Source organism: Pseudomonas sp. UBA6276 (assembly GCF_002438365.1).
GTDB classification, from domain to species: domain Bacteria; phylum Pseudomonadota; class Gammaproteobacteria; order Pseudomonadales; family Pseudomonadaceae; genus Aquipseudomonas; species Aquipseudomonas coleopterorum.
On sequence record NZ_DJUS01000129.1, the window covers coordinates 91,954 to 117,276 of the forward strand.

Sequence of the window (25,323 nt, forward strand, 5' to 3'; positions counted from 1 at the left end):
CCGGGCGGAAAGCTCAGACAGCGCTGTCTTCAAAAGCCGTTCAAGCCAGCGTGGAAGCGCCATGCTCGACCAGCCAGTTTTCCACCTGCTGCGCCAGCTCCACGATGGGGACTGTGGCATCCAGGGGCAGGGTCAATGCTTCACCGGTGGGCGGTTCCAGGGTAGCGAACTGGCTGTCGATGAGGCTGGCCGGCATGAAGTGACCGGGCCGGTGAGCAACGCGATTGGCGGCTTCTTCGCGGGTCAGTTCGAGAAACACGAAGCCCAGGCCGGGCACGGCATTGCGCAGGGTTTCGCGATACTTGAGCTTGAGGGCGGAGCAGGTCAGTACCGGGCGCTGTCCCGATTCGATACAGGCGCGCATTTCTTCGCCCAGACGCAGCAGCCAGCCGGCGCGGTCTTGGTCGTCGAGGGGAGTGCCGGCGCTCATCTTGGCGATGTTGGCTTCGGGATGAAAGCTGTCGCCTTCGATCAGGCGGCCGCCGCTGCGACCGACGATGGCGGCACCGACGCTGCTCTTGCCGCAGCCGGATACTCCCATCACCACCAAAGCGTTCAGAGGGGCATTCATCAAGTCACTCCTGCTGGGGCGCACCGGGTATGGATACGGCGCCCTCATCTTATTGATCTTGTCAAAGCAGTCTGGTGCAGCCTGCAGTAATAGCAAGGCACAAATCATTATTGCTCTGGATTCGAGACAGCGCTACCTTACCTCAACTCTTTTTCATTGCAAGTAGATAACAACAAGAATCATGGCGCGAATCGGCTCACGCGCAACCGGCCTGCCGACCCTGGCCGAAGTTGCCAAACTTTCAGGTGTTTCCCCCATTACCGCTTCGCGCGCATTGCGCGGGGTGTCCACGGTTGCTCCACAACTGGCCAGCAAAGTGCTGGAAGCCGCGCAGGCACTGGGTTACGTGGTTAATCCGGCGGCACGGGCGCTGGCGTCGGCGCAGAGTCAGTCGGTGGTGGTGCTCATTCCTTCTCTCTCCAACCAATTGTTCATCGACACACTGGAAGCCATCCATGAAGTGATGCGTCCGCGTGGGCTGGAAGTGCTGATCGGCAACTACCACTACGATGTCGACGAAGAAGAAAACCTCATTCGCAACTACCTCGCCTACAAGCCGGGTGGGATGCTGCTGACCGGCATGAGCCGCAGCGAACGCTCCCAGGTCATGTTGCACAATAGCGGTGTGCCGTGCGTGCACATGATGGAGCTGGGTGCTGAGGGCCAAGGCGCCTGCGTTGGCTTTTCCCAGGAGCAGGCCGGAAGTGTGGCGGCGCGGCATCTGCTGGACGCCGGGCGTCGGCGCCTGGGGTACGTGGCAGCGCAGCTCGATCCACGCGTGATGCAGCGGGCCGAGGGGTTCAGGGCGGCGCTCGAGACGGCAGGGGTGCATGATCCGCAACTTGAAGTGCTGTGCCCGCAGCCTTCGTCGATCGGCCTGGGTGGCGAGTTGTTCGCCGACCTGATGCGTCGGCATCCGGATGTGGACGGCGTGTTCTTCTGCAACGACGATCTGGCCCAGGGCGCGATTTACGAAGCGCAGCGCCAGGGCATTGCCGTTCCTGATCGGGTCGGCATGGTGGGGTTCAATGATCTGCCGGGGTCGGCCCACCTGGTACCGCGCTTGACCTCGATCCGCACCCCGCGTGCGCAAATCGGCCGCAAGGCGGCGCAGATGCTGCTCGACAGCATGGATGGCAAGCGTCATTGCGCCCAGGCGATCGATCTGGGCTTCGAATTGGTCGTCCGCGAAACCTGACGGCGGAACGCCTGATGCCACGTGGTGAAGCCGGACGCGGCTTGCGCCGCTGCTACAGGGGATCGCGGCGCTTGTGTAGCAGTGGCGCGAGCCGCGTCGGCGGTGGGTGCGGTGGGTCTGATGCCACGCGGTGAGGCCGGACGCGGCTTGCACCGCTGCTACAGGGGCGGTGCTGTACCTGACGTTGCGCTGGGATTCAGCGCAGGTCGCGTTCCTGGCCTGGGCTGTGGTTGAAGAGGCGCTTGTACTCGCGGCTGAACTGCGAACTGCTCTGGTAGCCCACCCTCAACGCGACCTGGCTGACGTTCATGCCGTCGGCCACCAGCAGCGCGCGGGCTTTGAGCAGGCGCAGGCGTTTGATGTACTGCACCGGCGAGGCCAGGGTGTTGCGCTTGAAATGCTCATGGAAGGTCGAGGCACTCATGTTCGCGCGACGGGCCAGGTCATCGACCTGCAACGGCTCTTCGTAATGCGCATGCAGCCAGGACAACGCGCCAGCGATGCGGGCGAATTGGCCCTGTTGCTCCACCAAGGCACGCAGCACATGGCCATTGGGCCCGCGCAAAGCGGTATAGAGGACTTCGCGCAGGCGAGCCTGGCCCATGGCCAAGCGGTCCTGAGGATCGTGCAGACACTGCAGCAGCCGCTCCACGGCCCCGCGCATGGAATCGTCCAGCGGCACGGCGGTCATCGACTCGGTGGTCTGCGCCTGGCTCGGCCCGGGCTCCATGGCCAGGACCAATTCGCCGAGCAACGTGCGATCGATCGGTATCGACACACCAAGCAGAGGCAGCTGTTCACTGGCGAAGGTCTCGCACTCGAACGGCACCGGAAGGGCCTGGATCAGGTAATGCCCGGCGCCATACTCCAGGGTGCGCTCACCCAGGTACGCCAGCTTGCTGCCCTGGGCGATCACCATCAGGCTGGGTTCGTAGATCTGCGCGGTGCGCGCGATATGGCTGCGGCACGAAACCACCCGCAAGCCGTCGATGGAGGTGGGGATCCAGTCATCGGCAACCGCCAGCGGACGGATCAGATCCACCAGGCGGGCGTTGGCGTCTAGGTGTTTGGTCAGGCTCATGGGATACCACGGATCAGGCATGAAATCAGTCTTCCATGATCGCACGTTCGGGCCCCGTTTGCGGGGTGCTCGGAGGAATGGGCATGCATCGCGCAGGATCGGACATGGCCGCGAGCGCGCGTGAGGGCCACAATCGGCGCCTGATCATCTTCGTTTCGAGAGGTTTCAACATGTCCAAGGCACTCGGCTACGCCGCGCTTTCGCCCACCACGCCACTGGCTCCCCTGAGCTTCGAACGTCGTGCCCTGCGCCCCGACGACGTCAGCATCGCCATCGAATTCTGCGGCGTCTGCCACTCCGACCTGCACCAGGCTCGCAACGACTGGGGCATCGCCGTGTATCCGCTGGTACCGGGCCACGAGATCGTTGGCCGCGTGGTCGCCGTCGGAGACCAAGTGCAGAAGTACGCCGTCGGTGACCGCGTGGGCGTGGGCTGCATGGTCGACTCGTGCCAGCACTGCGATGCCTGTCACGCCGACCTCGAGCAATACTGCCTGGAAGGTCCGACCATGACCTACGCCACGCCCGACCGCGTCGATGGCACCAACACCATGGGCGGCTACTCGGACAGCATCGTGGTCAGCGAGAACTTCGTGGTGCGTATTCCCGACGGCCTCGATGCGGCCAACGCTGCGCCAATCCTCTGTGCAGGCATCACCACCTATTCGCCGCTCAAGCACTACGGCGTCAAGCCGGGTGACAAGGTCGGCATCCTGGGCATGGGTGGCCTGGGCCACATGGGTATCAAGTTCGCCAAGGCGCTGGGCGCCGAAGTCACGCTGTTCACCCGTTCGGCGAGCAAGGCTGCCGAAGGCCGCCGCCAGGGCGCCGACCATGTCATCGTGTCGACCGATGCCGAGCAGATGAAAGCCGCTGCCGAAACCTTCGACTTCTTGCTCGACACCATTCCGGTGCCTCACGACCTGAACCCCTACCTGGAAACCCTGCGTTTCGACGGCGTGCACATTCTCGTCGGGCTGATCCAGCCGGTGGACCCTGCGCTGCACGCAGCCAACCTGGTGCTCAAGCGCCGTGTGCTGGCCGGTTCGTTGATCGGTGGCATAAAGGAAACCCAGGAAGTACTGGATTTCTGCGCCGAACACAACATCACCTGTGATATCGAAATGCTGGACATCAAGAACATCAACGAAGCCTTCGAGCGCATGCACGCCGGTGATGTTAAGTACCGCTTCGTGATCGACATGGCCAGCCTCAAGGCCTGACACGGTCTCGTCGACCTTGCCCTATAGCAGCGGCGCAAGCCGCGTCGACGGCCAATGCGGTGTGTCTAGGTGACCGCATTTACCGGGACGCGGCTTGCGCCGCTGCTACAGGGGCCGAGGGGCGCTTTAGATGCAACCATTCCTGTGCCGCAGCCTCAAAGCTGCAATCCGTGCCAGGAACGTCCTCGATGTCTTCATCTTCCGCTCGCCCGTTGCGCATCGGTGTGCTGACGCACATCAAACATCCCATTCGCCAGCCGTTCGCCGGCGGCCTGGAAGCGTTCACCCACGATGTGACGTCCGGGCTGATGCAACGTGGTCACGACGTCACCCTGTTTGCCAGCTCATCCAGTGACCCAGCCCTCAATATCGTGCCGGTGTGGGACGACGCCACCTATAAAGATGGTCGCCGTGCGTGCCTGAGTTCCGAGTACATCGAGGAGCATCACGCCTACCTCAAGGCCATGCAGAACATCGACGACCGTCGCTTCGATGTCATCTTCAACAACAGCCTGCACTATGTGCCTGCGACCATGGCATCGATGATTCGTACGCCGATGCTGACGGTATTGCACACACCACCGTTCTTCGAGCTGATCAATGCCTACAGTGGCGAACGCCGTGCGGGGCATTTCGCGACCATTTCCGAGGCTAATGCACGGCAGTGGAAGGACGTCATACCCGAGTGCCACATCATTCCCAACGGTATCGACCTGCAGACCTGGTCACCGCGCGCTGCACCGCTGGAACACGCCATCTGGTTCGGAAGACTGGTACCTGACAAGGGCGCCCACTTGGCCATGGACGCCGCGAAGCTGGCGGGTGTGCCGTTGCGCTTGGCCGGTCAGGCGGTCGATCCTCGCTACTTCAAGGAGCAGATTCAGCCGCGCTTGAGTGACCAGTGCCAGTACCTTGGCCATCTGGGGCGCGAAGAACTGGCCATTGAATTGGCCAGTGCCTCCGCGGCGCTGGTCACACCTTGCTGGGAAGAACCCTTCGGTCTGGTAGTGGCAGAAGCCCTGGCCTGCGGCACGCCGGTAGCCGCCTTTGCCCGTGGTGCTGTTGGCGATCTGCTGACCGATGCCACCGGTGCGCTGGCTGCGGGCGGCGATGTCGAGGGCCTGGCCCAGGCGCTGCGCCTGGCTCGGCGCAAGTCGCGCCTGGCTTGCCGCCTGCATGCCGAAACGCAGTGGAGCCACGAGGTCATGCTCGATCGCTACGATGCGCTGCTGCGGCAGGTGGCCCAAGCCGGTGCCTGAACGTCCGCAAGTCGGCTATTACGTCCATCACCACGGCTCAGGCCATGGCATGCGCGCGTTGGCCATCGCCCGCCATCTGGACTGCGATGTCACCTTGATCGGTTCGCGTTTGCCTGACGGTCCGTATACGTCCAACGTCAGAAGCCTGCTCTTGCCCGGCGACACGGCGCCGGGCATGCACGTCGAAAGCTTCCCCGCGCTGCATTACGCACCTCTTGCCGTGGACGGTCTGCGGGAGCGCATGGGGATTCTGGCCGACTGGATGCGTAACGCGTGGCCGTGCCTGCTGGTGGTGGACGTATCGGTCGAGGTGGCGATGCTGGCGCGCCTGTTCGGTGTGCCGTGCGTGTACATGCGTCAGCACGGTGAACGCACCGACACCGCCCACTTGCAGGCCTACGCTTCGGCATCGCGTCTGTTGGCGCCTTATCCGGCGGCCATGGAGTGCAGCCAGATGCCCGACTGGGTGTCGAGCAAGACCGATCACTGCGGCTGGGTGTCCCGTTACAGTGGGCAGGGCCGCGGACACGTGGAGGCCGAGCAGGGCAGCGTGCTGGTGATCACGGGGCAGGGCGGCACTGCGTTTACCGTGGATTCGCTGGTGGCCATTGCTGATTGCTGTCCGCAGTATCGATTCCGCGTGGCCGGGCCGCTGCCAAGCAGTGACCTGTCATTACCCGTCAACCTGACGCTGCTGGGGCAGTTGGCCGATCCATTGCCCGAGTTGCTGCGCGCCGAGATCGTGGTGGGCAGTGCGGGCGATAACGTCGTTGCCGAAGTGGCCCACCTGGGTGGCCGCCTGATCGCGATTGCCGAGCAGCGTCCGTTCGACGAGCAACGTCTGCAGGCCATGCAACTGGAGCGGTTGCGAGTGGCACTGGGAGTGGACGGCGTGCCGCCTGCGCAGGAGTGGCCGGCCCTGCTGGAGCGAGCCCGGCATCTGCCCGGGCCCAGCGCCTGGCAGGCGCTGCTCAATGATCAGGCCGCGCAGGACGCCGCCGGGATCATTCAGGCCACTGTGCAGAGTCATTTCGGCGCAGCCCTCAGCCCGCCTTGAGCGTCTGGGGCGGAATGAAGGCCTCGAGCTCGGCTTCCACCGCCTCGATGATGCGCTCCACGTCGGCGGCGTTCATGACGGCCGCGCAGGGCAGACCGGCGATGGTCAGCAGCGTTTCGCCGCTGCTGCGATCGAACAGCCGGGCGACCATGCTGCTGGGCGCATCCATGCTGCCCTCGAAACCCATGGGATGAAAGTGCCAGCGCATCACCTGGCACGCATTGGGAAATGTCATCTTGTTCATCGCGCCCACCTGTCGCATGTCGCCTGCCGTGGGACAGGCCATCCGGACCGATGGCCTGTCGAGTGCTGCGTTTGGAGTATTAAACGTAGCACCCCTTGGATGACAGCTGTGTGGTTTGCCGCGATTCCAGAATGATTTCATCGAGTTTCATGATCTGGGTCAGTGTTTGCAGGGTTTCAGGCCTGCCGTCGTTGATTGTTTTACCTCCAGATCACAGCCACTGGGCTTGAGCAGCAGGGTCAACAGGGCCGAAAGCAGCAAGGCGCCGCTCATCAACAGGTACGACGCGCCGGGGTTGCCCGTGCTGGCATTCAGATAGCCGACCAGGTAGGAACCGGCGAACGAGCCCAGGGCGCCCATGCTGTTGATCAGCGCCATGGCACCGCCAGCCACATTGGCCGGGAGGATTTCCGGCACGATGGCGAAGAAAGGCCCGTAGGGCGCGTACATGCAGGCCCCGGCGATCACCAGCAGCGCATAGGACCACCAGAAGTGTTCGCTGCCCAACGCGTAAGAACCATAGAAGGCCAGCGCGGCCAGTAGCAGTGGTGGCCAGACGAAGCGTTTGCGCTTTTGCAGACGGTCGGAAAACCAGCTCACCACCAACATGCCGATCACCGCTGCCAGGTAGGGCAGGGACGACAGCCAGCCGGCTTCGATCATGTCCATCTGCGCGCCCTGCTTGAGAATCGAGGGCAGCCACAGCACGAAGCCGTAGACGCCCACGCTCCACAGAAAAAACTGCAGCGACAGCGTGATCACCTTGCCCGAGCGGAAGGCTTCGGCATAGTTCTTCACCGGCTTGAGGCCCACCTGTTCGGCGGCCAGGGCGGCTTGCAGGTCATCTTTTTCTTGTTGGCTGAGCCATTTGGCCTGCGCCGGGCGGTCGTCGGCCAGGCGCCACCAGATGAACGCCCAGATCACCGCTGGCAGCCCTTCGATGATGAACATCCAGCGCCAGCTGTAATGCTGGATCAGATAGCCTGACACCACCGACATCCATAGCATCGTCACCGGGTTGCCGAGGATCAGGAAGGTGTTGGCCCGTGAGCGTTCCGCACGGGTGAACCAGTGGCACAGGTAGACCAGCATCGCTGGCATGACCACGGCTTCGACCACCCCGAGCATGAAGCGGATCACGATCAGCCAGTAGGCGCTGGACACCACGCCGGTCAGGGTCGCCAGGCTGCCCCAGAGGATCAGGCTGACGAAGATCAGTTGCTTGACGCTGTGTCGTTGCGCGTAGATGGCGCCGGGAACCTGGAAGAAGAAGTAACCCAGGAAGAACAGGGCACCGAGCAGCGAGGACAGCCCCGGCGTGATGTTCAGGTCGGCGGCCATGCCCGAGGCGGCGGCGAAACCATAGTTGGCCCGGTCCAGATAGGCCAGGCTGTAGGTGATGAAAACGATCGGCATGATGTACCACCAGCGACGGCTGGCGAGTTTCGCGGTCTGGCTCTGCATGGTCTGACTCCTGAGCATTTTGTAATTGTCGCAACAGGTAGAGGGTGCTGAATCAACGGTCTGGGGTGGCGTGTGTTCAGATCATCGGTGTTCGTCCGCCGTCAGCGCGGCGCGTGTCGGCAGGCCTTCCATGTCGCCGGGGCTCTGCACCGCCAGGCTGCCGATCCAGTTGCCGCGGGCGGCGGCCCGAGGCAGGTCGCGGCCTTCGAGCAAGGCACTGATGACACCGACGGCGAAACCGTCACCGGCACCGACCGTGTCGACGACCTTGTTCACTGGGCGCCCGGCTACATAGCCTTGCTGCTGGGCGCTGCAATAAAAGGCACCGTCCGCGCCCAGCTTGATCACCACGGCTTGCACGCCCAGGTCCAGGTAGAAGCGGGCGATGTCTTCGCAGCGTTCTTGCCCAGTCAGCAGCTGCCCTTCGGCCAGCCCCGGCAGCACCCAGTCGGCAAGGGCAGCGAGGCTGTTGATCTGCTCGATCATTTTGGCCTGGCTGGGCCACAGTGACGGACGCAGGTTGGGGTCGAACGAGACGCTGCGGCCTGCCGAACGCATCGCGGTCATCAAGCCTCGGGTCAAGGCGTTCATGCTCGGCGACAGTGCCGGGGGGATGCCGGTGGCATGCAGGTGCCGGGCATCGAGCAAGCGTGGGGGCACGTCGGCGATGCCCATGTGGCTGGCGGCCGATCCGCGGCGGAAATATTCCACGCAGGGGTCGCGGCCATCGTCCTGCAGCGACTTGAACTGGAAGCCGGTGGGGTGTTGCGGATCCACGGCGACATGGCTGCAATCCAGGCCTTCGCGCTGCAGGGCCGCAACGATGAAACGACCGAGGGAGTCATCGCCCACGCGGCTGAGCCACGCGACGTTGAAGCCCAGGCGCGACAGGCCGATGGCAACGTTGTTGTCGGCGCCGGCAATGCGCTTGTGAAAGCGGGTGACATCGGCCAGGTCGCCGGTCTGTTCGGCGACGAACATGGCCATGGTTTCGCCGAAGCTCAGCACGTCGAACTCAGCCATGGGCCACCTCCTGGGCGGCCTGACCGAGCGCAGCCAGGGTTGCCACTTGTACCTGGCTTACGGCCAGCAGATCGGCGCCCTGCAGTGGGTATTCTATGGCCCGTACCAGGCCCGGCGCCATGTGGCGCAGCAGGCGCGACCACTGGTGCAGGTCGGTCAGCTCGGGCGGTGTGGCGACCAGTTTGCCGGTCGCCGTGCGCTGTACTGCCTTGCAATGGATGTACTCGACGAAACGGCCCAATTGCAGCGCCGCACTCGACACCGATTGTTGCTGCCACTGCCAGTTGCCGATGTCGAAGGTCATGCCCACGGGCAGCCCCTGTTCGGCGATCGCGGTGAAGAACTTGACCAAGGGATCGATTCGCCCGCCCTGGGCGGTCTGGTCGTTTTCGATCAGCAGGCGCACGGGCTGGTCGCGCAGTTGCTGGTGCAGCAGATTCAGGTCGCTGATGGATGAATAGAAGCCCAGCGACACCTTGAGCCACACTGCATCGCAGGCAACGGCTCGGGCGAGCGCCTCTTGCAGCTGTGGATTGGGTGCGGCCTGGCCGGGCTGCCACAGCTCGAGCGGCGAGGAATAGACGCAGGTCAGTCCCTGGTCGGCGATTGCGCTGCGCAGGGCAGGTGCATCGAAGTGGTCGAACAACTCTTCGCGCAGTTCCAGGTGGCTGGCGCCGCTCTGGGCAACCAACGGCGCCAGGCTGGGCTGACCCTGCGCATGGACATAGTCCGCACCGAAGCTGGAAAGGCTGATGGAGACGGGATAGAGATGCATTGTTATTGTCCTCTGAAACCGGTTTCAATTTTAGGTATACGTAAGCAGTACGCAGCCGAATCGGCTCAGCGCGGCGGTGTCGAACCTCGGATGATCAGCTCTGGGGTGAAATGAAACGTCTGGGCCGGGGCTTGGGAGCCGTCCAGTCGCTCCAGCAGGCACTCCAGGGCTTGCACGCCGATGGCGTGAGTGGGTTGGGCGAGGGCGGTGATGCCATCCCCGACCAGGGGGTACCAGTCGAGGTCGTCGAGGGCGATGAGCCCGACGTCTTCGCAGCGGTGGGTGTCCAGCGCGCGCAGCGCCAGGGTGCAGGCCAGGGCCGCGACACCGTTGGCGCAGAACAGCGCCTTGGGTCCGGAATGGGCGTCGGCTAGAAAGTCCCGCAGGCGCTCGCCGAGGTCGGGCTCGGTGAAGAACACCGGGCCATCGGCGCGCCGCTTGAACGCATCGATGCGCTCGACCCGGGAACTGGTGCCGTCCGCTGGCTCGCTGACCAGCGCAATGTGGCGATAGCCGCGCGCGTGGAGGTGGTCCAGGGCCATGTCGACGGCCAACTGGTTGTCCAGACCTACCAGATCGCTGGGCAGGTGCGCGACCTTACGGTCGACCAGCACCATCGGCAGTTCCTGTTGCAGTTCGCGCAACTCCTCCTGATGGTGGCCCAGGGTGTTCACGATCAAGCCTTCGATGTTGTAGGCTCGCAGCGCCTGCAGCTGCTGATGTTCCTGTTCCGGATCGCGATCGGTGTTGCACACCACCAGGCTGTAGCCATGGCGGCGGCAGGCGGTTTGCACACCGTGCATGACGGCCACCGAGTAGGGATTGCGGATGTCGGCCATGAGCATGCCGATCAGACGCGTGCGACCACGCTTGAGGCCGCGGGCCATCTGGTTGGGACGGTAGCCCAGCTCATCGATGGCGTGAGCGATGCGTCCGGCGATGGCATCGGACAGCAGGCCACGGTCTTCACCGATGAAGCGCGAGACGCTGGCTTTGGACACACCGGCGCGCTCGGCAACGTCGAGCATGGTCACGCGGGGGCGCGCAGTGAGGGAGAGACGTGTCACGGGCCTGGGTCCTTTTATGGATGTTATGGGCAGGCGATCGATAGTTTGAAACCGGTTTCAGGAAACACCAAATCGACGTGGCCGTCAACTGCGGAAGAGGGATATTTGCGCAGGCGATTGGGGTGTGCGGGCTGTGCCCTGTAGCAGCGGTGCAAGCCGCGTCGGCGGCGCATGCGGTCTGTCTGATGTACCGCAGCGCAGCCTTCGCGGGCAGAGCCCGCTCCCACAGGGGGAGTGCGGTACCCCTGTAGCAGCGGTGCATGCGGTCTGTCTGATTCACCGCAGCGCAGCCCTCTGCCCGCGAATCAGGCGGCGCGGTTCAGCCGGCTGCGACGACGGTGATTTCCACCAGCAGGTCCGGGGCGGCCAGGCGCGATTCCACGGTGGCGCGGGCTGGGGCGTGGCCTTCGGGAGCCCAGGCGTCCCACACTTCGTTCATGCCGGCGAAATTGGCCTGAATATCCGACAGCCACACCTGCGCGGTGACGATACGCGTCTTGTCCAGACCTGCCTGTTCCAGAAAGCTATCGATCTTGGCCAGCACCTGCGCGGTTTGCCCCTTGATGTCCAGGCTGCGGTCGGTGGCGGTCTGACCGCCCAAAAAGGTGAAGCCGTTGCACTGCACGACACGGCTCATGCGCTGATTGGTCTCGATGCGTTTGATGTCCAGCATGGTGTATTTCCTCACGAGTGGATAAGGGCTGCTGCAGGTTGTTCGAGCGTCATCGCCTGCTGGGCGAAGCGTCCGATGGAAAAGGGGTCGAGGCTGATCGGCGAGTGCTCGCCAAGAATCTGCTGGGCCAGGCGTTGGCCGGTACCAGGGCCCATCTGGAAACCACTGCCGCAGAAGCCGAAGGAATAGCTCAACCGGTCGGCCTTGCCGCTGGCGCCGATCACCGGAATATCATCGGCGGTGAACGCCTCCACGCCGGCCCAGACGCGGTTGACGCCCAGATGACGCAGGTGCGGAAACAGGTCGGTCACGGTGCGTGCGCTGGTGCTCAGGCGGTCCATCTGCACCTCGCCATGACGGGCGGCAAATTCCACCGACCCCACCAGCTTGCCGCCGATCACCACCGTGCCATTGGCGAACTGTTTGAACGACAGCGCTCGGCCCGTGGCTCCCAGCACAGGTGCGCAGAACGGTGCCACGCGGTGGGTGACCATGAGCATGAGGCCCTCGGGGTGCACCGGCACCGGCTCGCCGACCTGCGCCGCCAGTTGCCCGGCCCAGGCACCAGCCGTAACCACCAGATGCTCGGATTGATATCCACCCGTAGGCGTGTCCACGCGCCAGTGGTTGGCGGAACGCTCGACGCGCTGCGCCGGCGTCTGCTCGAAGATCTGCACACCCAGCCTTTGCGCTGCCAAACGGAAGGCGGTAACAGTGCGGTAGGGCACCGCGTAGCCGTCGCCGCTGACCCAGATACCGCCCACCACATGGGGCGCCACCGTAGGTACCAGCTCCAGTACCTGTTGCCGATCGATCAACACCTCATGGGTAAAACCCAAGGCCCGTAACTGCTCCACGCGCCGTTGGCACTCCTGCAACTCCGCTTCGTTCTCGGCGAGTTTCAGCTGGCCGCTGGCGACGAAGCCGCCGTCTTCGCCGAGCACGTCCTGCAGGCCGTGCCAAAGCGTGCGCGAAGCCAGTGCCAAGGGAATTTCCTCCACGTGGCGACCCAGGGTGCGCACGCCACCGGCGTTGACCCCGGAGGCATGCCGCCCGCAGTATTCGGCCTCAAGCACAGTCACCCGAACGCCGGCGCGAGCCAGGTGCAGGGCGGTGCTCAGACCGTGAATACCACCGCCTATGACCAGTACGTCAGCGCCTTTGCGCAGAGACTCAGTCACCGGCCAGCTCTCCCAACGTGATGGGCTTGATCGGCGGCCGAATCCGGTAGTAGCCCACCTCGCCGGCCGGTACCGCGCGGGCATCGGCGATCACTTCGGTCACCGTCAGGCCACACAGCCGTCCCTGGCACGGCCCCATGCCGCAACGTCCGAACGACTTGGCCTGGTTCGGCCCGGCGCAGCCCAGGGCGACGAATTCGCGCAATTGGCCGGCAGTGACTTCCTCGCAGCGGCAGACGATGACCTCGTCCGCCGGGATGCGATGCTCGTCGCGGGGGCGGTAAAGCACGTCGAGAAACGGCCTGATGCGCAGGTTGTCGTTCAATTCCTGGCGCAGACCCACCCCGCGCCGGTCGCGTTGCGGCGCCCCGAGGGTGCCCAGTCGCGCGGCAATGCCCAAGGCTGCCAGCCGACCCTGCAGCGCCGCCGCCTGGGCCCCGCCGATGCCGCCGCCATCACCGGCGACGAAGACCCCCGGCACGTCCAGTTCACCCCAACTGTCCTGCAGCGGGCTGAAGCACAACTGTTGCGGATCCCAGGCATGGGTGGCCCGCAAGGACTGGCTGAACTGGATGTTGGGCACCACACCTTGATGCAGTAGCACGCACCGGGTAGCGATGCGCTCGGTCTTGCCCTGAACGCTGAAGCTCAGCGCCTGGGCTGAATCATTGCCTTCGACCGCCAGGGCCGTGGCACCCGTGAAATGGGGGATGCGCGCCTGGCGCAGGCTGCGCATCAGTTGCAGACCCTTGCGCAGGTAGGGCCACGCGCGCAGTGCCGAGACCAGGTGCCGCCGCGCGCGCCAATAGTCGTCGCGGTGGGTGGTGTCGACCAAGGCCTTGATAGGCACGCCTGCGCGCAGGTACTGCCAGCCCAGCAGGTACAGCAACGGTCCGCAGCCGGCCAGCACCACCGGTTCGGTTGGCGCGGCGCCCGCGCTCTTGAGCAGGATCTGTGCAGCGCCCGCAGTCATCACGCCTGGCAATGTCCAGCCGGGGATGGGGAAGGGCCGCTCCATGGCGCCGGTGGCCAACAACACCGCGCGGGCTTGCAAGGTGTGCATGCGCCCGCCATGCAGATAGCTCACCTGATGATCGCGACTCACCTGCCATACTGCGGCTTCCTTGACGTGCCGCACCGACGTGTCCGCCAGCGCCCTGGCCAGCACGTTGCCATGGGCGTAGTCCGGTCCCAGCAGGTCGCGGCGGCTCAGCGGGGCCAGCGTGATGCCGCGGTAGATCTGCCCGCCAGGGCTGCCTTGCTCGTCCAGCAGCACCACGCTCAGGCCCAGTCCGGCCAGTTCGCTGGCTCCGGCCATGCCCGCTGGGCCCGCACCCACGACGACGACGTCGACCGATTCCACTGTCATGGCTGCACCTCCAGAGCGGGGACCACTGGCATGTCGAAGGGCAGATCGCGAGCGCCCTCTTGGGAGCGCACCTGCATGCCCTCGGCCACATCGATCAGGCAGCTCTGCCGGTTGGGCACACCATCGATGGTGACCAGACACTCGAAACACACGCCCATCATGCAGTAGGGCGCGCGCGGCGATTCGCTCACCGGCGTGGCGCGAAAGCGCTCGATGCCGGACAGCAACAGGGCCGCAGCGACACTGATGCCGGCCGGGACACTGAGGGGCTCGCCATTGAAGCTCAAGGTCACGCGGCGGCAACTGCGGGTTTCGCTGGCCAGCGCCTGGAACAGCGGGGCGCGGAGGGGGGCTTCAGTGGGCATGGGCAAGCACCTTGTCGCTGAGGAAACGGTCACCGTTGAACACGGCCAATTCGTCGGGTTGCGCGCCGCCCATCACCCACGGCGCGATGCGCAGGGCATGGGCGGCGGCCAGGGTCACGCCGCTGTGGCAGGTGATCACGTAAGCGCCGGGATGAGTTGTCGACTGCTGATAGATCGGGAAACCGTCCGGGCTCATCACCCGCAGTGCTCCCCAGGCGCGGATCAGGCGCACATCGCGCAGCAGCGGAAAAGTCGCCACACCGCGCTGGGCAATCGCCGAGAGCACGCCGGTGGAAGTGCTGTCGTCGAAGCCGACCTCTTCCATGGAATCGCCCAGTTGCACCGTGCCTTCGTCGGTCTGGCGAACATTGATGGTGGGGTAGTCGAGAAACGGCTGGACCCGCTCGCTGACCAGGACCTGCCCACGGTTGGGCGCAACTGGCGCATGCAGCCCGACCTGCGCGGCGAGCCCTGGGTTGCCCAGCCCGGCGGCCAAGACCAAGCGGGGCGCGCAGTAGGCCTGCTCGCCAGCCCAGACGCGGAAGTCGCCGGCGCTGCCTTCGATGCGCCCGATGTGCTGGCCACCGACGAAACGCGCGCCGTGGCGCTGCGCCGAAGCATGTAGGGCGCGCAGCAGTTTCAGCGGGTTCACGTGGCCGTCCTGGGGCGTATAGCTGGCGCCGACCACGGACTTGCCGATCAGCGGCAGGCGCGCCTTGAGCTCGGCGGCGTCGAGCATCTCGAAGGGATAGTCACCGACTGCGACCTGCAACTGCCGTAGCCGGGCCTCGCGTTCCAGCAAGTCTTCATCGCTGAAACACATGTGAAAACCGCCTGGCTGCTTGAGGCTGACGTCCACGCCGCTGTCGGCCAGCAGCGCATCGCGCAGGCCGGCCCAGCGCTGAGCTGAAGACCGGGTCCAGCGCGCATAGTCGGGCAGGTTGTAGCCCTTGCCCTGTACCCAGACCAGGCCGAAATTGCCGCGCGAGGCACGAAACGCATCGTCACCCTGATCGAGCACCACTGTGTCGGCCCCTTCGCGTGCCAGGCCGTAGGCCACGGCGGTGCCCACCAGCCCGCCACCGACGACGATGACGTCGGCATTGATCGCTGCCGTCGAGCGGTTCATTTGCCTTCTCCTATGAGCACACGGTCCAGGCCCACCAGGCGATCGAGCACCAGCATCAGGATCAACGTGCCGACGATCAACACGGTCGATACCGCTGTGATCAAAGGATCGATGGTTTGGGAAATCTGGTTGTACATCGCTACCGGCAAGGTGGTGGTGCCGGGGGTGGCGACGAATACGGTCATGGTCAGCTCATCGAAGCTCTGGATGAACGCCAGCATCCAGCCGCCCACCACACCGGTGCGGATGCGCGGCAAAATGACTCGGCGAAATGCAGTCCAGCGTTTGGCCCCCAGCGACAGCGCGGCCTGCTCGATGTCTTTCTCCAGGCCGATGGTGGACGCCAGAGTCAGGCGCAGGGCATAGGGCAGCACGACGATGACGTGGGTCAGGCACAGCGCCCAGAACGAACCGCCGATCTGGGCGAGGGAGAAGAAGCGCAGGAAGGCGATCCCCAACACCACCGAGGGAATCATCAGGGGCGACAGCAGAAAGCCCGTGAGCGTGCCCCGGCCGGGAAAGTCGTAGCGGCTGATGGCCAGGGCCGCCGGGATGGCCAGCAACGTAGCGATGGTGGCCGAGGCCAGACCCAGCTTGATCGACAGCACGAACGCGTCGAGCATTTCCTGGTTGTCCAGCAAGGCTCTGAACCAGCGCAGCGACAGGCCATCGGTGGGCAGGGACAGGTACCCCTTGTCGGTGAACGCCATGGCCATCACGACCAGCAACGGGGCGACGATGAAGGCGATGAACAGGATATGGAACAGCAGCGAGAAAAAACCGTTCTTGTGCATGGCGGCCTACTCGAAGACTTGCTTGAAGCGGCGCTCGGCCAGCTTGCTGCAACCCAGGATGATGATCAGATTGGCCACCAGCAGCAGCACGGCGATCGCCGCGCCCAGGGGCCAGTTGAGGGTGCCGAGGAACTCGTCGTAGGCGGCGGTGGCGACGACCTTGAGCCGGCGTCCGCCGATGATCGCCGGGGTGGCGAAGGCCGAGGCGGCCAGGGCGAAGACAATGATCGAGCCGGAGAGAATGCCCGGCATGATCTGCGGCACGATGATGCGCCGGAACACGGTCAGGCGCGATGCGCCCAGGGACAGACCGGCCCATTCGACTTGCAGGTCCAGACGCTGCAAGGTGGCCCATACCGCGATCACCATGAACGGCACCAGCACGTGGGTCAGGGCGATGATCACGCCCACCTGGGTGAACAGGATCTTCACCGGTTGGTCGGTGATGCCCAGGGCTTGCAAGGCGTCATTGATCAAACCGTTGTTGCCCAGCAGAATCGCCCAGCCCAAGGTCCGTACCACCACTGAAATCAGCAACGGACCCAGCACCACCAGCAGGAAGGTCGAACGCCAGCGCGGCGCCATGCGCGCGATGATGATGGTTTCCGGGACGCCAAGCACGACGCACAGCAGTGTGACCGCCAAGGCCATGGCCCCGGTGCGCAGGAAGATCTCGTGGAAATAGTCGTCCTTGAACACCTCGATGTAGTTGGCCAGGCTGTACGCCGGAAGCACGCCCTCGGTGTCGCTGAACAGGTTCAACGAAAGCAGTGCGGTCAGCAGCAACGGCGCCAGCAACAGGGCGATGAACACCAGCAGGGCAGGGCCGCTGAGCAGCCAGGGCGCTGCGCCAACGTGTTCGGCGTCATACCTGGCCATGGGCAGCCTCCCGATCGAGCAGCCGCAGGTCATCGTCCGACCAGTCCAGGCCGACTTCGCTGCCTTCGGCCGGCGGCACGTGGCCCAGGTTCGGCTGGGTCATGTGGACTAATCCGAAATGACTGTCCACGGCAATCAACCACAGGTTGCCTAGGAACACGCGCAGACTGATGCGGCCATTGATCCGTCCCAGGCCCGGTTCGGTCAGGCGGATCTTCTCGGGGCGGATGTACACATTGACGTCGAGCCCCAGCGAACGGTCCTCGTGGGGCACGTGCAGCAGGGTGTCGCGCACCTGCACATGGCAGCAGCGCTCGTTGCGCAGCTGCACGGCACCGGCGAAGGCGTTGGTCTTGCCCAGGAAGGCCGAGGCAAACGGCGAATGGGGACGTTCGTAGGCTTCGAAGGGCGTATCGATCTGCACGATGCGGCCGCGCTGCATGACAGCGATGCGGTCGCTCATGGTCATCGCCTCGACCTGATCATGGGTCACCAGAATGGTGGTGATACCCAGCTCGCGCTGGATCGCCCGCAGCTCGATGTGCATTTCTTCGCGCAGCTTGGCATCCAGGTTGGACATCGGTTCGTCGAGCAACAGCAGGTTGGGACGGATCGCCAGAGCACGGGCAATCGCCACCCGCTGACGCTGGCCACCGGACAGGGCCTTGGGGTAGCGCTCACCCAGCCCGCCGAGCCGCACCAGTTCTAGTGCCTCGGCTACGCGCTTGGCGCGCTCGGCCCTGGCCATGCCACGCATTTCCAGGCCGAAGCTGATGTTTTGCGCCACCGTCATGTGCGGGAACAGCGCGTAGCTCTGGAAAACGATGCCCAGGCCGCGATCTTCCGGGCGGACGTGGGTGATGTCGCGGCCGTCGAGGACGATGCGGCCTTGAGTGGGCTGCACGAATCCAGCGATCGATTGCAGGGTGGTGGTCTTGCCACACCCGGAAGGGCCGAGCAGGGCGACGAACTCGCCGTGCTGCACTTCCAGGCTCAAACCATCGATGGCCTTGAACGTACCGTAGTTCTTGACGAGGCCTTCCAGTGTCAAAAATGCCATGGCGTTGCCACGCAGGCGTGCGCCTGCGGCTCCAGGAAAGGGTCGGGAGAAATCGAACGGGGCGGGTGTATCAGCGTTCGACGGTACGGTTCCAGCGCGTGGTCCATTCGCTGCGCTGCTGGTTGATCGTCTCCCAATCGACCTTGATCAAGGCGCTGACTTTGTCCGGACCGTACGGCATGCGCGCGGCAAGCTCGGGGCTCAATTGAACGGTCTTGTTGACCGGTGCGAAACCGTTCTCGCGGGCCTGAATGGCCTGAACCTCGGGCGACAGCACGTACTGGATGAAGGCCTGCGACAACGCCGGCTCGGCATTGGGTGTCACGCCGCAGGCTGCCAGCAGCAAGGCCACGCCGCCTTCCTTGGGATAGATGAACTTGAGTGGGAAGCCGGTGCCCTGCAGGGCCACGGCGCGGCCGCTGCCATAGACGGCCATGACCACGTCACCGTTCTGCATCATGCCGTCCATTTCCCCGGGTGCCGACACCCAAGCCAGGACGTTCGGGCCGATCTCGTCCTTGAGGGCCTTGAACCCGGGGTCGATGTTCTTCTCGCCGCCACCGCGCAGGCGGGCCATTTCCACCAGGGTGTGCAGGCCGTAGGTATTGGTTACCGGCGGCATGCCGAGCAATTGCTTGTAGCGAGGGTCAGCAAGGTCTTCCCAGGAATCGGGCGCCTCCCAGCCGCGCTTCTTGAAGGCTTCCTCGTTGTAGCCGATTCCGGTGGCGACCATGCCGATGCCGGTGGCTTGCGAACTGAGGCGGGCCAACGGGTAGAGCTCCTGGTAGACGGGCGCATCGCTGAGTTCGCCACACAGGCCCTGCTGTAGTGCCTGGTACATGGGGCCGTCGTCCATCATGGCGACGTTGATCTGCTGGCGGCCTTTCTGCGCTTGCAGCTTGGCCAGGGTTTCCGTGGAGTTGCCGGCCACGTAGACCACCTTGACATCGTGCAGCTTTTCGAACGCCGGAATGATCTTGCTCTTGTACATCTGTTCGGTCGAGCCGCCGACACCGGCGACATAGAGGGTAGGGGCGGCGTGGGCGCCGGTGCTGGTCAGCGCCGCGACAGCGAGGGCGACGCGCAGGACGGTGAGGCGAAAGGACGGTTGTTGGCTATTCACAGACTATCTCCGAAGTGCAGGGGGCAGATCGAACAATGCGTCGGTCGCTCCGGCGAACCGGGGCCACGCATGCGCTGTGCATGCTCCCGGCCGTAAGCCTCGCCGGGGTAACGCATCTTGGTGTGCGCTAGGTGCTGCTGGGCTTGAGTATTGCGAGGGCTGCGGTATATGGTCAAATACGGATATCTGGCCTAGTCATGCATATTTGATATGGAGGCGTCAGTGAACCTGAGGCAGATCGAAGCGTTTCGCAGCGTGATGCGCATGGGCTCGATGACAGCAGCAGCCGATGTGCTGTACACCTCGCAACCCAATGTGAGCCGACTGATCGCGCAACTGGAGTTGAGTACCGGGCTGACCTTGTTCAAGCGCGCCGGGGTGAGACTGATCCCCACCCAGGAGGGAAGGGCGTTCTTTCAGGAGGTGGAGCGGGCGTTCGTCGGGCTCGACAGTCTCAAGCACTCGGCCAAGAACATTCGCAACCTGGGCACTGGACGGCTGCGCGTCGCGGCGGTGCCTTCCATGGGCATGAGCGTGATTCCGGAGGTGCTCAAGACCTTCACCTCGACCCGTCCGGAATTGACGGTGTCGCTGCACGTCAACTCGTCGCAGACCGTCGAGCAATGGGTGAAATCGCAATTCTGCGAGATCGGCATCGTGGTGCATCCGGGCGATGTGGTGAACCATCAGGTCGAGTTGTTGGCCGAAGTTCCGGCGGTCTGCGTATTGCCAGCGGCGCATCCACTGGCCCAGCGCGAGAGCATCACCTTCGGCGATCTGCACCAGCAGCCGTTTGTGTCGTTGTGCCACGGCGATGGCACTCGGGCCTTGGTTGACAGGTTGTTCGAGCAGGCCGGCGTCGAGCGAGTGATGGCGGTAGAAGCACAGTACGGCGCAATCAACTGCGAAATGGTCGCCCATGGCATGGGCATCACCTTGGTACACCCGTTGGTGGCCAGGGATTATCTGCACCGGGAGATCGTGGTGCGGCCATTTCGCCCGGACATTCTTTTGCCCACCTATGTGATCTGGCCGCACACGGAGAACCGTACCCTGCTGGCCGAGGATTTCATCGACACCTTGAAGGCGTATTTTCGCCAATTGACGAAATCCTTCTGACGCGCCGCCGCCACAGGAAGAAGGGGCGTTACATAACCTGATCCGACAACGGAACGGCGTGGGCCATGTCTTCGGCGCGGGCCTGGGCCTTGTGCAGGGTGACAGGGATCGATTTGGCGGCCGGTACCTTGCTCTTGCTCGCGTAATGCCACAAGGGAATCAACGCGTTGCATTCGGGGTAGTAGGCGCCCGCACAATTGATCGGGATGTCGTAGGCGATGATCTGCATCGGCCCCACCTCGCGCCGTACTCCTGGCTCGATGGCGGTGCGGATGGTGACCCAGTCACCGGGATGGAAGCCCAGCCGAACGATGTCATTGCGGTTCAGGAAGATCACGCTGCGCGTGCCCTTGACGCCGCGGAAGCGGTCTTCGTAGCCATACACCGTGGTGTTGAATTGATCGTTGCTGCGCAGGGTCATCAGCTGCAATACATCGCGCTGATCGCTGTTCTGCGAGATGTCGTCGTCTTCGTCCAGGGTCTTGGCAGTGACGAACTGAGCCTTGCCCGAGGGCGTGGTCCACTTGCGCTCGCAGGCACCCAAGGGGCGGTGGAAGCCACCGGGTTCCCACATTCGTTTCTCCATGTCATGGAAAATCTCCGGGTAGGTCTGGGCGATGGCCTCGCGCACGCGGGCATAGTCCTGACGCCACAGCTCCCACGGAATCTGCTCGCGACCACTGAGGGTCGCCTGGGCCAGGCCGGCGATGATCGCCAGCTCTGCGCGCAGGTGCTCGCTGGCAGGTTCCGCACGACCTTCCCAGGCGCGGATGCAACCGGTGCTGTCCTCGGTGGTGTAGACCTGACGGCGACCGTCCTGCACGTCGCTTTCGATGCGACCCAGGCAGGGCAACAGCCAGCCATGCTGGCCCGGGAACAGGTGGGTGCGGTTGAGTTTGGTGGCGATCTGCACGTTCAGCGTCAGGTTGGCCCACGCGGGCTCGATGCGATCGGTGTCGGGAACGGCGCGCAGGAAGTTGCCGCCCAGGCCGATGAAGCCTTTCACCGTACCGGCGACGATGCCCTCGCAGGCGTCCACCGTGGCCATGCCTTTTTTCTTCGGCACCTGGATGCCGAACAGCGATTCGATCTTGTCTGCGGGGACTTTCGAAGGGTCCTCGGTGATGCCTACGGTCCGTTGGCCCTGCACATTGGAATGCCCGCGCACGGGACAGATGCCGGCGCCGGGCTTGCCGATGTTGCCGCGCAACAGCAGCAGGTTAACCAGCATCTGCACGTTCTGCACGCCATGCCGATGCTGGGTCAGGCCCATGCCGTAGATGATCATCACTCGCTCGCTGCGGGCATAGACGGTGGCGGCGGCTTCCAGTGCCGCGCGTTTGAGGCCGCTGCGTTCCTCCAGGGTGATCCACTCATGCTGGTCGACCTGAGCCAGGAACGCGTCCACGCCTTCGGTGTGTTCGGCGATGAAAGCGTGATCGATCACTGTCGGCCGACCCTCGGCCTGCGCCGTGCGATCCATGGCCAGCAGCGCCTTTGCGATACCCATCACCGCCGCGGTGTCGCCGCCTATGGCGACCTGGTGATATTGCGTGCTGATCACCGTGGAATCGGGGCCGAGCATTTCCACCGGCGATTGCGGATTGACGAAGCGCTCCAGGCCACGCTCCCGCAGCGGGTTGAAACTGATGATCGGCACCTGACGCTTGCGCGCTTCCTGCAACGGGTGAAGCATGCGCGGGCTGTTGCTGCCCACGTTCTGACCGAAGAAAAAGATACAGTCGGTGCGCTCGAAATCATTCAGGGACACCGTGCCGACCGGCACGCCGATGCTTTCCTGCAAGCCGACCGAGGTGCTTTCGTGGCACATGTTCGAGCTGTCGGGCAGGTTGTTGGTGCCGTAGGCGCGCGCCAGCAGCTGATACATGAACGAGGTTTCCAGGGAGGCACGGCCGGAGGCGTAGAAGATCACGCTGTCGGGCTCCAGCCCACGCAGTTGCTCACCGATCCCGCGGTACGCCTCTTCCCAGGTGGTGGTCACGTAGCGGTCGCTGGTCGCGTCATAGCGCATCGGGTGGGTGAGGCGGCCGTGGCGTTCGAGTTCGTAATCGCTCCAGGTCCGCAGCTCGGTCAGGCTGTGCTTGGCAAACAGTTCAGGACCGGTGCGCAATGCGGTCAGCTCCCAGGCGGTCGCCTTGGCGCCGTTCTCGCAGAATTCCAGGGCGTGGGGATTGCCCGGCTTGGCCCAGGCGCAACTGACACAGGCGAAGCCGTCGGGCTTGTTCTGCTTGAGCAATGCCAAGGGACCCTTGCCCAGAGCCTGTTGACGCCAGAGGATGTTCATCACCGAAAACGCCGATCCCCAGCCTCCAGAGGACGAGCTATAGGGCTGGTAGCGGGCTTTGGGATGAATGATCTGCATGGTCGTGGTCCTTGGCTATGGAAGCCCCGTGACGAGGGGCCTGCATTTACGACGGTGCAGGATCGGCAAAGGTTCGAAGCGCTTTATTCCCCGGCGGTATGCGGGCCTTCCCGCGGCTAGCGCAAAAGACAGGGAACAGAGCGCATGGCTGGCGTCAGGGCGGCGATTGCGCTAAAACCGATGGCACCCTTTGGCAAAGGCGTCTATTTTGAATGCAAAATACAATAAGCAAGGGAGAAACAGCATGACCAGCTCCGCCAAACGCCCTGTAAAGGTCCCGTTCACCGGCCCGGCACTGCTTGCCACGCCGTTGCTCAACAAGGGCACTGCCTTCACCGCTCAGGAACGCGATGCCCTGCATCTGCAAGGCCTGCTGCCGCAACAGATCGAAACCATCGACCAGCAATGCGAGCGCGCCTATCACCAGTTCCAGGCCTGCTCCACCGATCTGGAACGCCACGTGCTGCTGCGCTCGATCCAGGATTCCAACGAAACCCTGTTCTACCGCCTGGTCGATGATCACATCGACGAGATGCTGCCGATCATCTACACCCCGACCGTCGGCAAGGCCTGCCAGGAATTTTCACGCATCTACCGCAGCCATCGCGGCTTGTTCATCAGCATCGACGACGTCGAACGCATGGACGAGATTCTCAACAACGTGACCAAGGACAACGTCAAGGTCATTGTCGTCAGCGACTGTGAGCGCATCCTCGGCCTGGGCGACCAGGGCGTGGGCGGGATGGGCATCCCCATCGGCAAGCTCTCGCTGTACACCGCGTGTGGTGGCATCAGCCCGGCCTATACCTTGCCGGTGGTGCTGGACGTGGGCACCAACAACCCCGAGCGGCTGGCCGACCCGCTGTATTTCGGACGTCGCGAGGAACGGGTGCGCGGCGAGCGCTACGAATCGTTCGTGCAGGCCTTTGTCGAGGGCGTGCAGCGCCGCTGGCCGGAGGCGATCCTGCAATTCGAGGATTTCGCCCTGAGCAATGCCATGCCCCTGCTGGAGCGTTTTCGCGATCAGCTGTGCTGCTTCAACGATGACATCCAAGGCACCGCCGCGGTCACCGTTGGCACCTTGCTGGCCGCGTGCAAGGTCAAAGGCCAGAAACTCTCCGAGCAGACCGTGGCCTTCGTCGGCGCCGGCTCTGCTGGCTGTGGCATCGCCGAGCAGATCATCACCGCCATGCAGCTGGAAGGCTTGAGCGACAGCGAGGCCCGCAGCCGGGTCTATCTGCTCAACAGCAAGGGGCTGCTGACCGATCGCCAGCCCGACCTCTACGACTTCCAGCAGCGCTTGGCTCACGACAGCCAGAGCCTGACGTCCTGGTCGTTCGCCGGACAGTGGCCAACCCTGCTGGAAGTGGTGAGCAATGCCAAGCCAAGCGTGCTGATCGGCGTCTCCGGCAAGGCCGGGCTGTTCACCGAAGAAGTGGTGAAGACGCTCTACCAGCACTGCTCCAAGCCGATCGTCATGCCGTTGTCCAACCCGACCTCGCAGATCGAAGCCCACCCCAAGGACATCCTGCAGTGGACCGAGGGCAATGCACTGGTGGCCACTGGCAGTCCGTTCCTGCCGATCGAGGTGCTCGGTCGTACCTTTCCCATCGCCCAGTGCAACAACTCCTACATCTTCCCCGGTGTCGGGTTGGGTGCCATTGCCAGTCGGGCCACGCGCATCACCGACGGCATGCTCATGGCTTCGGCCCAGGCGCTGGCCGACAGCGCGGCGCCAGGGCAGATGCTGCCACCGCTGCGCGACGTGCAGTCGGTCAGCAAGCGCATCGCCCTGGCCGTAGGCCTGGCCGCACAGAAGGATGGGGTGGCGGCGCCGATGGATGAAGCTGCACTGCGCGAAGCGATCGAGGTGCATTTCTGGAAGCCGGAATACCGCGCCTACGAACGCCAGCCGTTGTAACCGCCAGACTCAGGCCAGGTTGTGGCTCTTCATCCAGCCCAACCCGGCCTCCGTCCCGCTCAGCGGCTTGTACTCGCAACCGACCCAGCCCTGGTAGCCGATCCGGTCCAGGTGCTGGAACAGGAATCGAAAGTTGATTTCCCCAGTGCCCGGTTCGTGCCGGCCGGGGTTGTCCGCCAGTTGCACGTGGCCGATGGCAGGCAGGTGCGCCTGCAGCGTGCACGCCAGATCACCCTCCATCACCTGCATGTGATAGATGTCGTATTGCAGAAACAGATTCTCGTGGCCCACCTGTTCCCGAATCGCCAGTGCTTGCTGGGTTCCATTCAGATAGAAACCTGGCATGTCGCGGGTGTTGATCATTT

The 25,323-nt window shown here is 64.0% G+C and carries 24 protein-coding genes; 6 read left to right on the forward strand and 18 right to left on the reverse strand.

The annotated features are described in order from the left end of the window. Window positions 1–40: 40 nt before the first annotated feature. Window positions 41–571, reverse strand: a complete 531-nt coding sequence (locus tag B2V21_RS15135) for a gluconokinase (protein ID WP_049859536.1) — start codon at window positions 569–571, stop codon at window positions 41–43. Between the two features lie 181 nt (window positions 572–752). Here B2V21_RS15135 and B2V21_RS15140 point away from each other — a divergent pair, with 181 nt between their 5' ends. Continuing rightward, on the forward strand, window positions 753–1,769 hold the full coding sequence (locus B2V21_RS15140; protein ID WP_049859537.1) for a LacI family DNA-binding transcriptional regulator: 1,017 nt from the start codon (window positions 753–755) through the stop codon (window positions 1,767–1,769). A gap of 196 nt (window positions 1,770–1,965) precedes the next feature. Here B2V21_RS15140 and B2V21_RS15145 read toward each other — a convergent pair whose 3' ends face one another. Beyond that, window positions 1,966–2,850, reverse strand: coding sequence for an AraC family transcriptional regulator (locus B2V21_RS15145; protein WP_286917299.1), 885 nt, complete (start codon window positions 2,848–2,850; stop codon window positions 1,966–1,968). Window positions 2,851–3,020: 170 nt separating this feature from the next. Here B2V21_RS15145 and B2V21_RS15150 point away from each other — a divergent pair, with 170 nt between their 5' ends. From B2V21_RS15150 to B2V21_RS15160, 3 genes are all read left to right on the forward strand, one after another. Further along, window positions 3,021–4,073 (forward strand): NAD(P)-dependent alcohol dehydrogenase, encoded by a 1,053-nt coding sequence (locus B2V21_RS15150; RefSeq protein ID WP_286917281.1) that lies wholly within the window; start codon window positions 3,021–3,023, stop codon window positions 4,071–4,073. A gap of 188 nt (window positions 4,074–4,261) precedes the next feature. Beyond that, on the forward strand, window positions 4,262–5,332 hold the full coding sequence (locus tag B2V21_RS15155) for a glycosyltransferase family 4 protein (RefSeq protein ID WP_236690464.1): 1,071 nt from the start codon (window positions 4,262–4,264) through the stop codon (window positions 5,330–5,332). Then, window positions 5,325–6,389 (forward strand): hypothetical protein, encoded by a 1,065-nt coding sequence (locus B2V21_RS15160; protein ID WP_286917282.1) that lies wholly within the window; start codon window positions 5,325–5,327, stop codon window positions 6,387–6,389. The genes B2V21_RS15155 and B2V21_RS15160 overlap by 8 nt, the downstream gene beginning before the upstream one ends. On the opposite strand, the gene B2V21_RS15165 is transcribed toward B2V21_RS15160, so the two are convergent. The 14 genes from B2V21_RS15165 to B2V21_RS15230 all read right to left on the reverse strand — a co-directional run bounded on the left by B2V21_RS15165 (window position 6,376) and on the right by B2V21_RS15230 (window position 19,535). Then, window positions 6,376–6,651 carry a DUF1652 domain-containing protein gene (locus B2V21_RS15165; protein ID WP_286917283.1) on the reverse strand — a complete coding sequence of 92 codons (276 nt, stop codon included), beginning with the start codon at window positions 6,649–6,651 and terminating at the stop codon, window positions 6,376–6,378. The genes B2V21_RS15160 and B2V21_RS15165 overlap by 14 nt on opposite strands. Window positions 6,652–6,792: 141 nt before the next feature. Then, window positions 6,793–8,097, reverse strand: coding sequence for an MFS transporter (locus B2V21_RS15170; RefSeq protein ID WP_049859542.1), 1,305 nt, complete (start codon window positions 8,095–8,097; stop codon window positions 6,793–6,795). 81 nt (window positions 8,098–8,178) lie between these two features. Next, a complete protein-coding gene (locus B2V21_RS15175) occupies window positions 8,179–9,120 on the reverse strand; it encodes a sugar kinase (protein ID WP_056842751.1) in 942 nt (313 codons plus the stop codon). Then, a complete protein-coding gene (locus B2V21_RS15180) occupies window positions 9,113–9,895 on the reverse strand; it encodes a sugar phosphate isomerase/epimerase family protein (protein WP_286917284.1) in 783 nt (260 codons plus the stop codon). Before B2V21_RS15180 ends, B2V21_RS15175 begins: the two co-directional genes overlap by 8 nt. Window positions 9,896–9,960: 65 nt before the next feature. After that, entirely contained in the window at window positions 9,961–10,923 is a 963-nt protein-coding gene (locus B2V21_RS15185) for a LacI family DNA-binding transcriptional regulator (protein ID WP_286917300.1), read from the reverse strand. A gap of 358 nt (window positions 10,924–11,281) precedes the next feature. Then, window positions 11,282–11,635 carry a RidA family protein gene (locus tag B2V21_RS15190; protein ID WP_049859546.1) on the reverse strand — a complete coding sequence of 118 codons (354 nt, stop codon included), beginning with the start codon at window positions 11,633–11,635 and terminating at the stop codon, window positions 11,282–11,284. A gap of 11 nt (window positions 11,636–11,646) precedes the next feature. Further along, window positions 11,647–12,816, reverse strand: a complete 1,170-nt coding sequence (locus B2V21_RS15195) for an NAD(P)/FAD-dependent oxidoreductase (RefSeq protein ID WP_286917285.1) — start codon at window positions 12,814–12,816, stop codon at window positions 11,647–11,649. Continuing rightward, complete coding sequence (locus tag B2V21_RS15200; RefSeq protein ID WP_286917286.1) at window positions 12,809–14,185, reverse strand: NAD(P)/FAD-dependent oxidoreductase; 1,377 nt, start codon at window positions 14,183–14,185, stop codon at window positions 12,809–12,811. The genes B2V21_RS15195 and B2V21_RS15200 overlap by 8 nt, the downstream gene beginning before the upstream one ends. Then, the gene (locus B2V21_RS15205; RefSeq protein WP_286917287.1) at window positions 14,182–14,550 is read right to left on the reverse strand and encodes a (2Fe-2S)-binding protein; all 369 of its coding nucleotides are present in this window, start codon (window positions 14,548–14,550) and stop codon (window positions 14,182–14,184) included. The genes B2V21_RS15200 and B2V21_RS15205 overlap by 4 nt, the downstream gene beginning before the upstream one ends. Then, window positions 14,540–15,679: an NAD(P)/FAD-dependent oxidoreductase gene (locus tag B2V21_RS15210; RefSeq protein WP_286917288.1), complete on the reverse strand. Its 1,140-nt coding sequence runs from the start codon at window positions 15,677–15,679 to the stop codon at window positions 14,540–14,542. The genes B2V21_RS15205 and B2V21_RS15210 overlap by 11 nt, the downstream gene beginning before the upstream one ends. Then, window positions 15,676–16,473, reverse strand: coding sequence for an ABC transporter permease (locus tag B2V21_RS15215; protein WP_056842744.1), 798 nt, complete (start codon window positions 16,471–16,473; stop codon window positions 15,676–15,678). The genes B2V21_RS15210 and B2V21_RS15215 overlap by 4 nt, the downstream gene beginning before the upstream one ends. 6 nt (window positions 16,474–16,479) lie before the next feature. Then, window positions 16,480–17,352 (reverse strand): ABC transporter permease, encoded by an 873-nt coding sequence (locus B2V21_RS15220; RefSeq protein WP_286917289.1) that lies wholly within the window; start codon window positions 17,350–17,352, stop codon window positions 16,480–16,482. Then, window positions 17,339–18,412, reverse strand: coding sequence for an ABC transporter ATP-binding protein (locus tag B2V21_RS15225; RefSeq protein ID WP_286917290.1), 1,074 nt, complete (start codon window positions 18,410–18,412; stop codon window positions 17,339–17,341). Before B2V21_RS15225 ends, B2V21_RS15220 begins: the two co-directional genes overlap by 14 nt. A gap of 70 nt (window positions 18,413–18,482) precedes the next feature. After that, window positions 18,483–19,535, reverse strand: coding sequence for an ABC transporter substrate-binding protein (locus B2V21_RS15230; RefSeq protein WP_049859554.1), 1,053 nt, complete (start codon window positions 19,533–19,535; stop codon window positions 18,483–18,485). 222 nt (window positions 19,536–19,757) lie between these two features. On the opposite strand from B2V21_RS15230, the gene B2V21_RS15235 reads away from it, so the two are divergent. Beyond that, window positions 19,758–20,654, forward strand: coding sequence for a LysR substrate-binding domain-containing protein (locus tag B2V21_RS15235; RefSeq protein WP_049859555.1), 897 nt, complete (start codon window positions 19,758–19,760; stop codon window positions 20,652–20,654). 28 nt (window positions 20,655–20,682) lie between these two features. Here the strand turns inward: B2V21_RS15235 and B2V21_RS15240 are convergent, their stop codons facing one another. Beyond that, window positions 20,683–23,037 carry an FdhF/YdeP family oxidoreductase gene (locus B2V21_RS15240; RefSeq protein ID WP_286917291.1) on the reverse strand — a complete coding sequence of 785 codons (2,355 nt, stop codon included), beginning with the start codon at window positions 23,035–23,037 and terminating at the stop codon, window positions 20,683–20,685. A gap of 244 nt (window positions 23,038–23,281) precedes the next feature. Here B2V21_RS15240 and B2V21_RS15245 point away from each other — a divergent pair, with 244 nt between their 5' ends. Continuing rightward, a complete protein-coding gene (locus tag B2V21_RS15245; protein ID WP_286917292.1) occupies window positions 23,282–24,958 on the forward strand; it encodes an NAD-dependent malic enzyme in 1,677 nt (558 codons plus the stop codon). A 9-nt stretch (window positions 24,959–24,967) separates the two neighbouring features. On the opposite strand, the gene B2V21_RS15250 is transcribed toward B2V21_RS15245, so the two are convergent. Further along, the coding region (locus B2V21_RS15250) for a TIM barrel protein (RefSeq protein ID WP_286917293.1) at window positions 24,968–25,323 on the reverse strand (356 nt) is incomplete at its 5' end.

Coding starts and splice junctions, on each gene's coding strand:
- B2V21_RS15135 (WP_049859536.1), bottom strand. CDS start 571: ATGAATGCCCCTCTGAACGCTTTGGTGGTGATGGGAGTATCCGGCTGC.
- B2V21_RS15140 (WP_049859537.1), top strand. CDS start 753: ATGGCGCGAATCGGCTCACGCGCAACCGGCCTGCCGACCCTGGCCGAA.
- B2V21_RS15145 (WP_286917299.1), bottom strand. CDS start 2,850: ATGAGCCTGACCAAACACCTAGACGCCAACGCCCGCCTGGTGGATCTG.
- B2V21_RS15150 (WP_286917281.1), top strand. CDS start 3,021: ATGTCCAAGGCACTCGGCTACGCCGCGCTTTCGCCCACCACGCCACTG.
- B2V21_RS15155 (WP_236690464.1), top strand. CDS start 4,262: ATGTCTTCATCTTCCGCTCGCCCGTTGCGCATCGGTGTGCTGACGCAC.
- B2V21_RS15165 (WP_286917283.1), bottom strand. CDS start 6,651: ATGCGACAGGTGGGCGCGATGAACAAGATGACATTTCCCAATGCGTGC.
- B2V21_RS15170 (WP_049859542.1), bottom strand. CDS start 8,097: ATGCAGAGCCAGACCGCGAAACTCGCCAGCCGTCGCTGGTGGTACATC.
- B2V21_RS15175 (WP_056842751.1), bottom strand. CDS start 9,120: ATGGCTGAGTTCGACGTGCTGAGCTTCGGCGAAACCATGGCCATGTTC.
- B2V21_RS15180 (WP_286917284.1), bottom strand. CDS start 9,895: ATGCATCTCTATCCCGTCTCCATCAGCCTTTCCAGCTTCGGTGCGGAC.
- B2V21_RS15185 (WP_286917300.1), bottom strand. CDS start 10,923: ATGCTCGACGTTGCCGAGCGCGCCGGTGTGTCCAAAGCCAGCGTCTCG.
- B2V21_RS15190 (WP_049859546.1), bottom strand. CDS start 11,635: ATGCTGGACATCAAACGCATCGAGACCAATCAGCGCATGAGCCGTGTC.
- B2V21_RS15200 (WP_286917286.1), bottom strand. CDS start 14,185: ATGACAGTGGAATCGGTCGACGTCGTCGTCGTGGGTGCGGGCCCAGCG.
- B2V21_RS15205 (WP_286917287.1), bottom strand. CDS start 14,550: ATGCCCACTGAAGCCCCCCTCCGCGCCCCGCTGTTCCAGGCGCTGGCC.
- B2V21_RS15210 (WP_286917288.1), bottom strand. CDS start 15,679: ATGAACCGCTCGACGGCAGCGATCAATGCCGACGTCATCGTCGTCGGT.
- B2V21_RS15215 (WP_056842744.1), bottom strand. CDS start 16,473: ATGCACAAGAACGGTTTTTTCTCGCTGCTGTTCCATATCCTGTTCATC.
- B2V21_RS15220 (WP_286917289.1), bottom strand. CDS start 17,352: ATGGCCAGGTATGACGCCGAACACGTTGGCGCAGCGCCCTGGCTGCTC.
- B2V21_RS15225 (WP_286917290.1), bottom strand. CDS start 18,412: ATGGCATTTTTGACACTGGAAGGCCTCGTCAAGAACTACGGTACGTTC.
- B2V21_RS15240 (WP_286917291.1), bottom strand. CDS start 23,037: ATGCAGATCATTCATCCCAAAGCCCGCTACCAGCCCTATAGCTCGTCC.
- B2V21_RS15245 (WP_286917292.1), top strand. CDS start 23,282: ATGACCAGCTCCGCCAAACGCCCTGTAAAGGTCCCGTTCACCGGCCCG.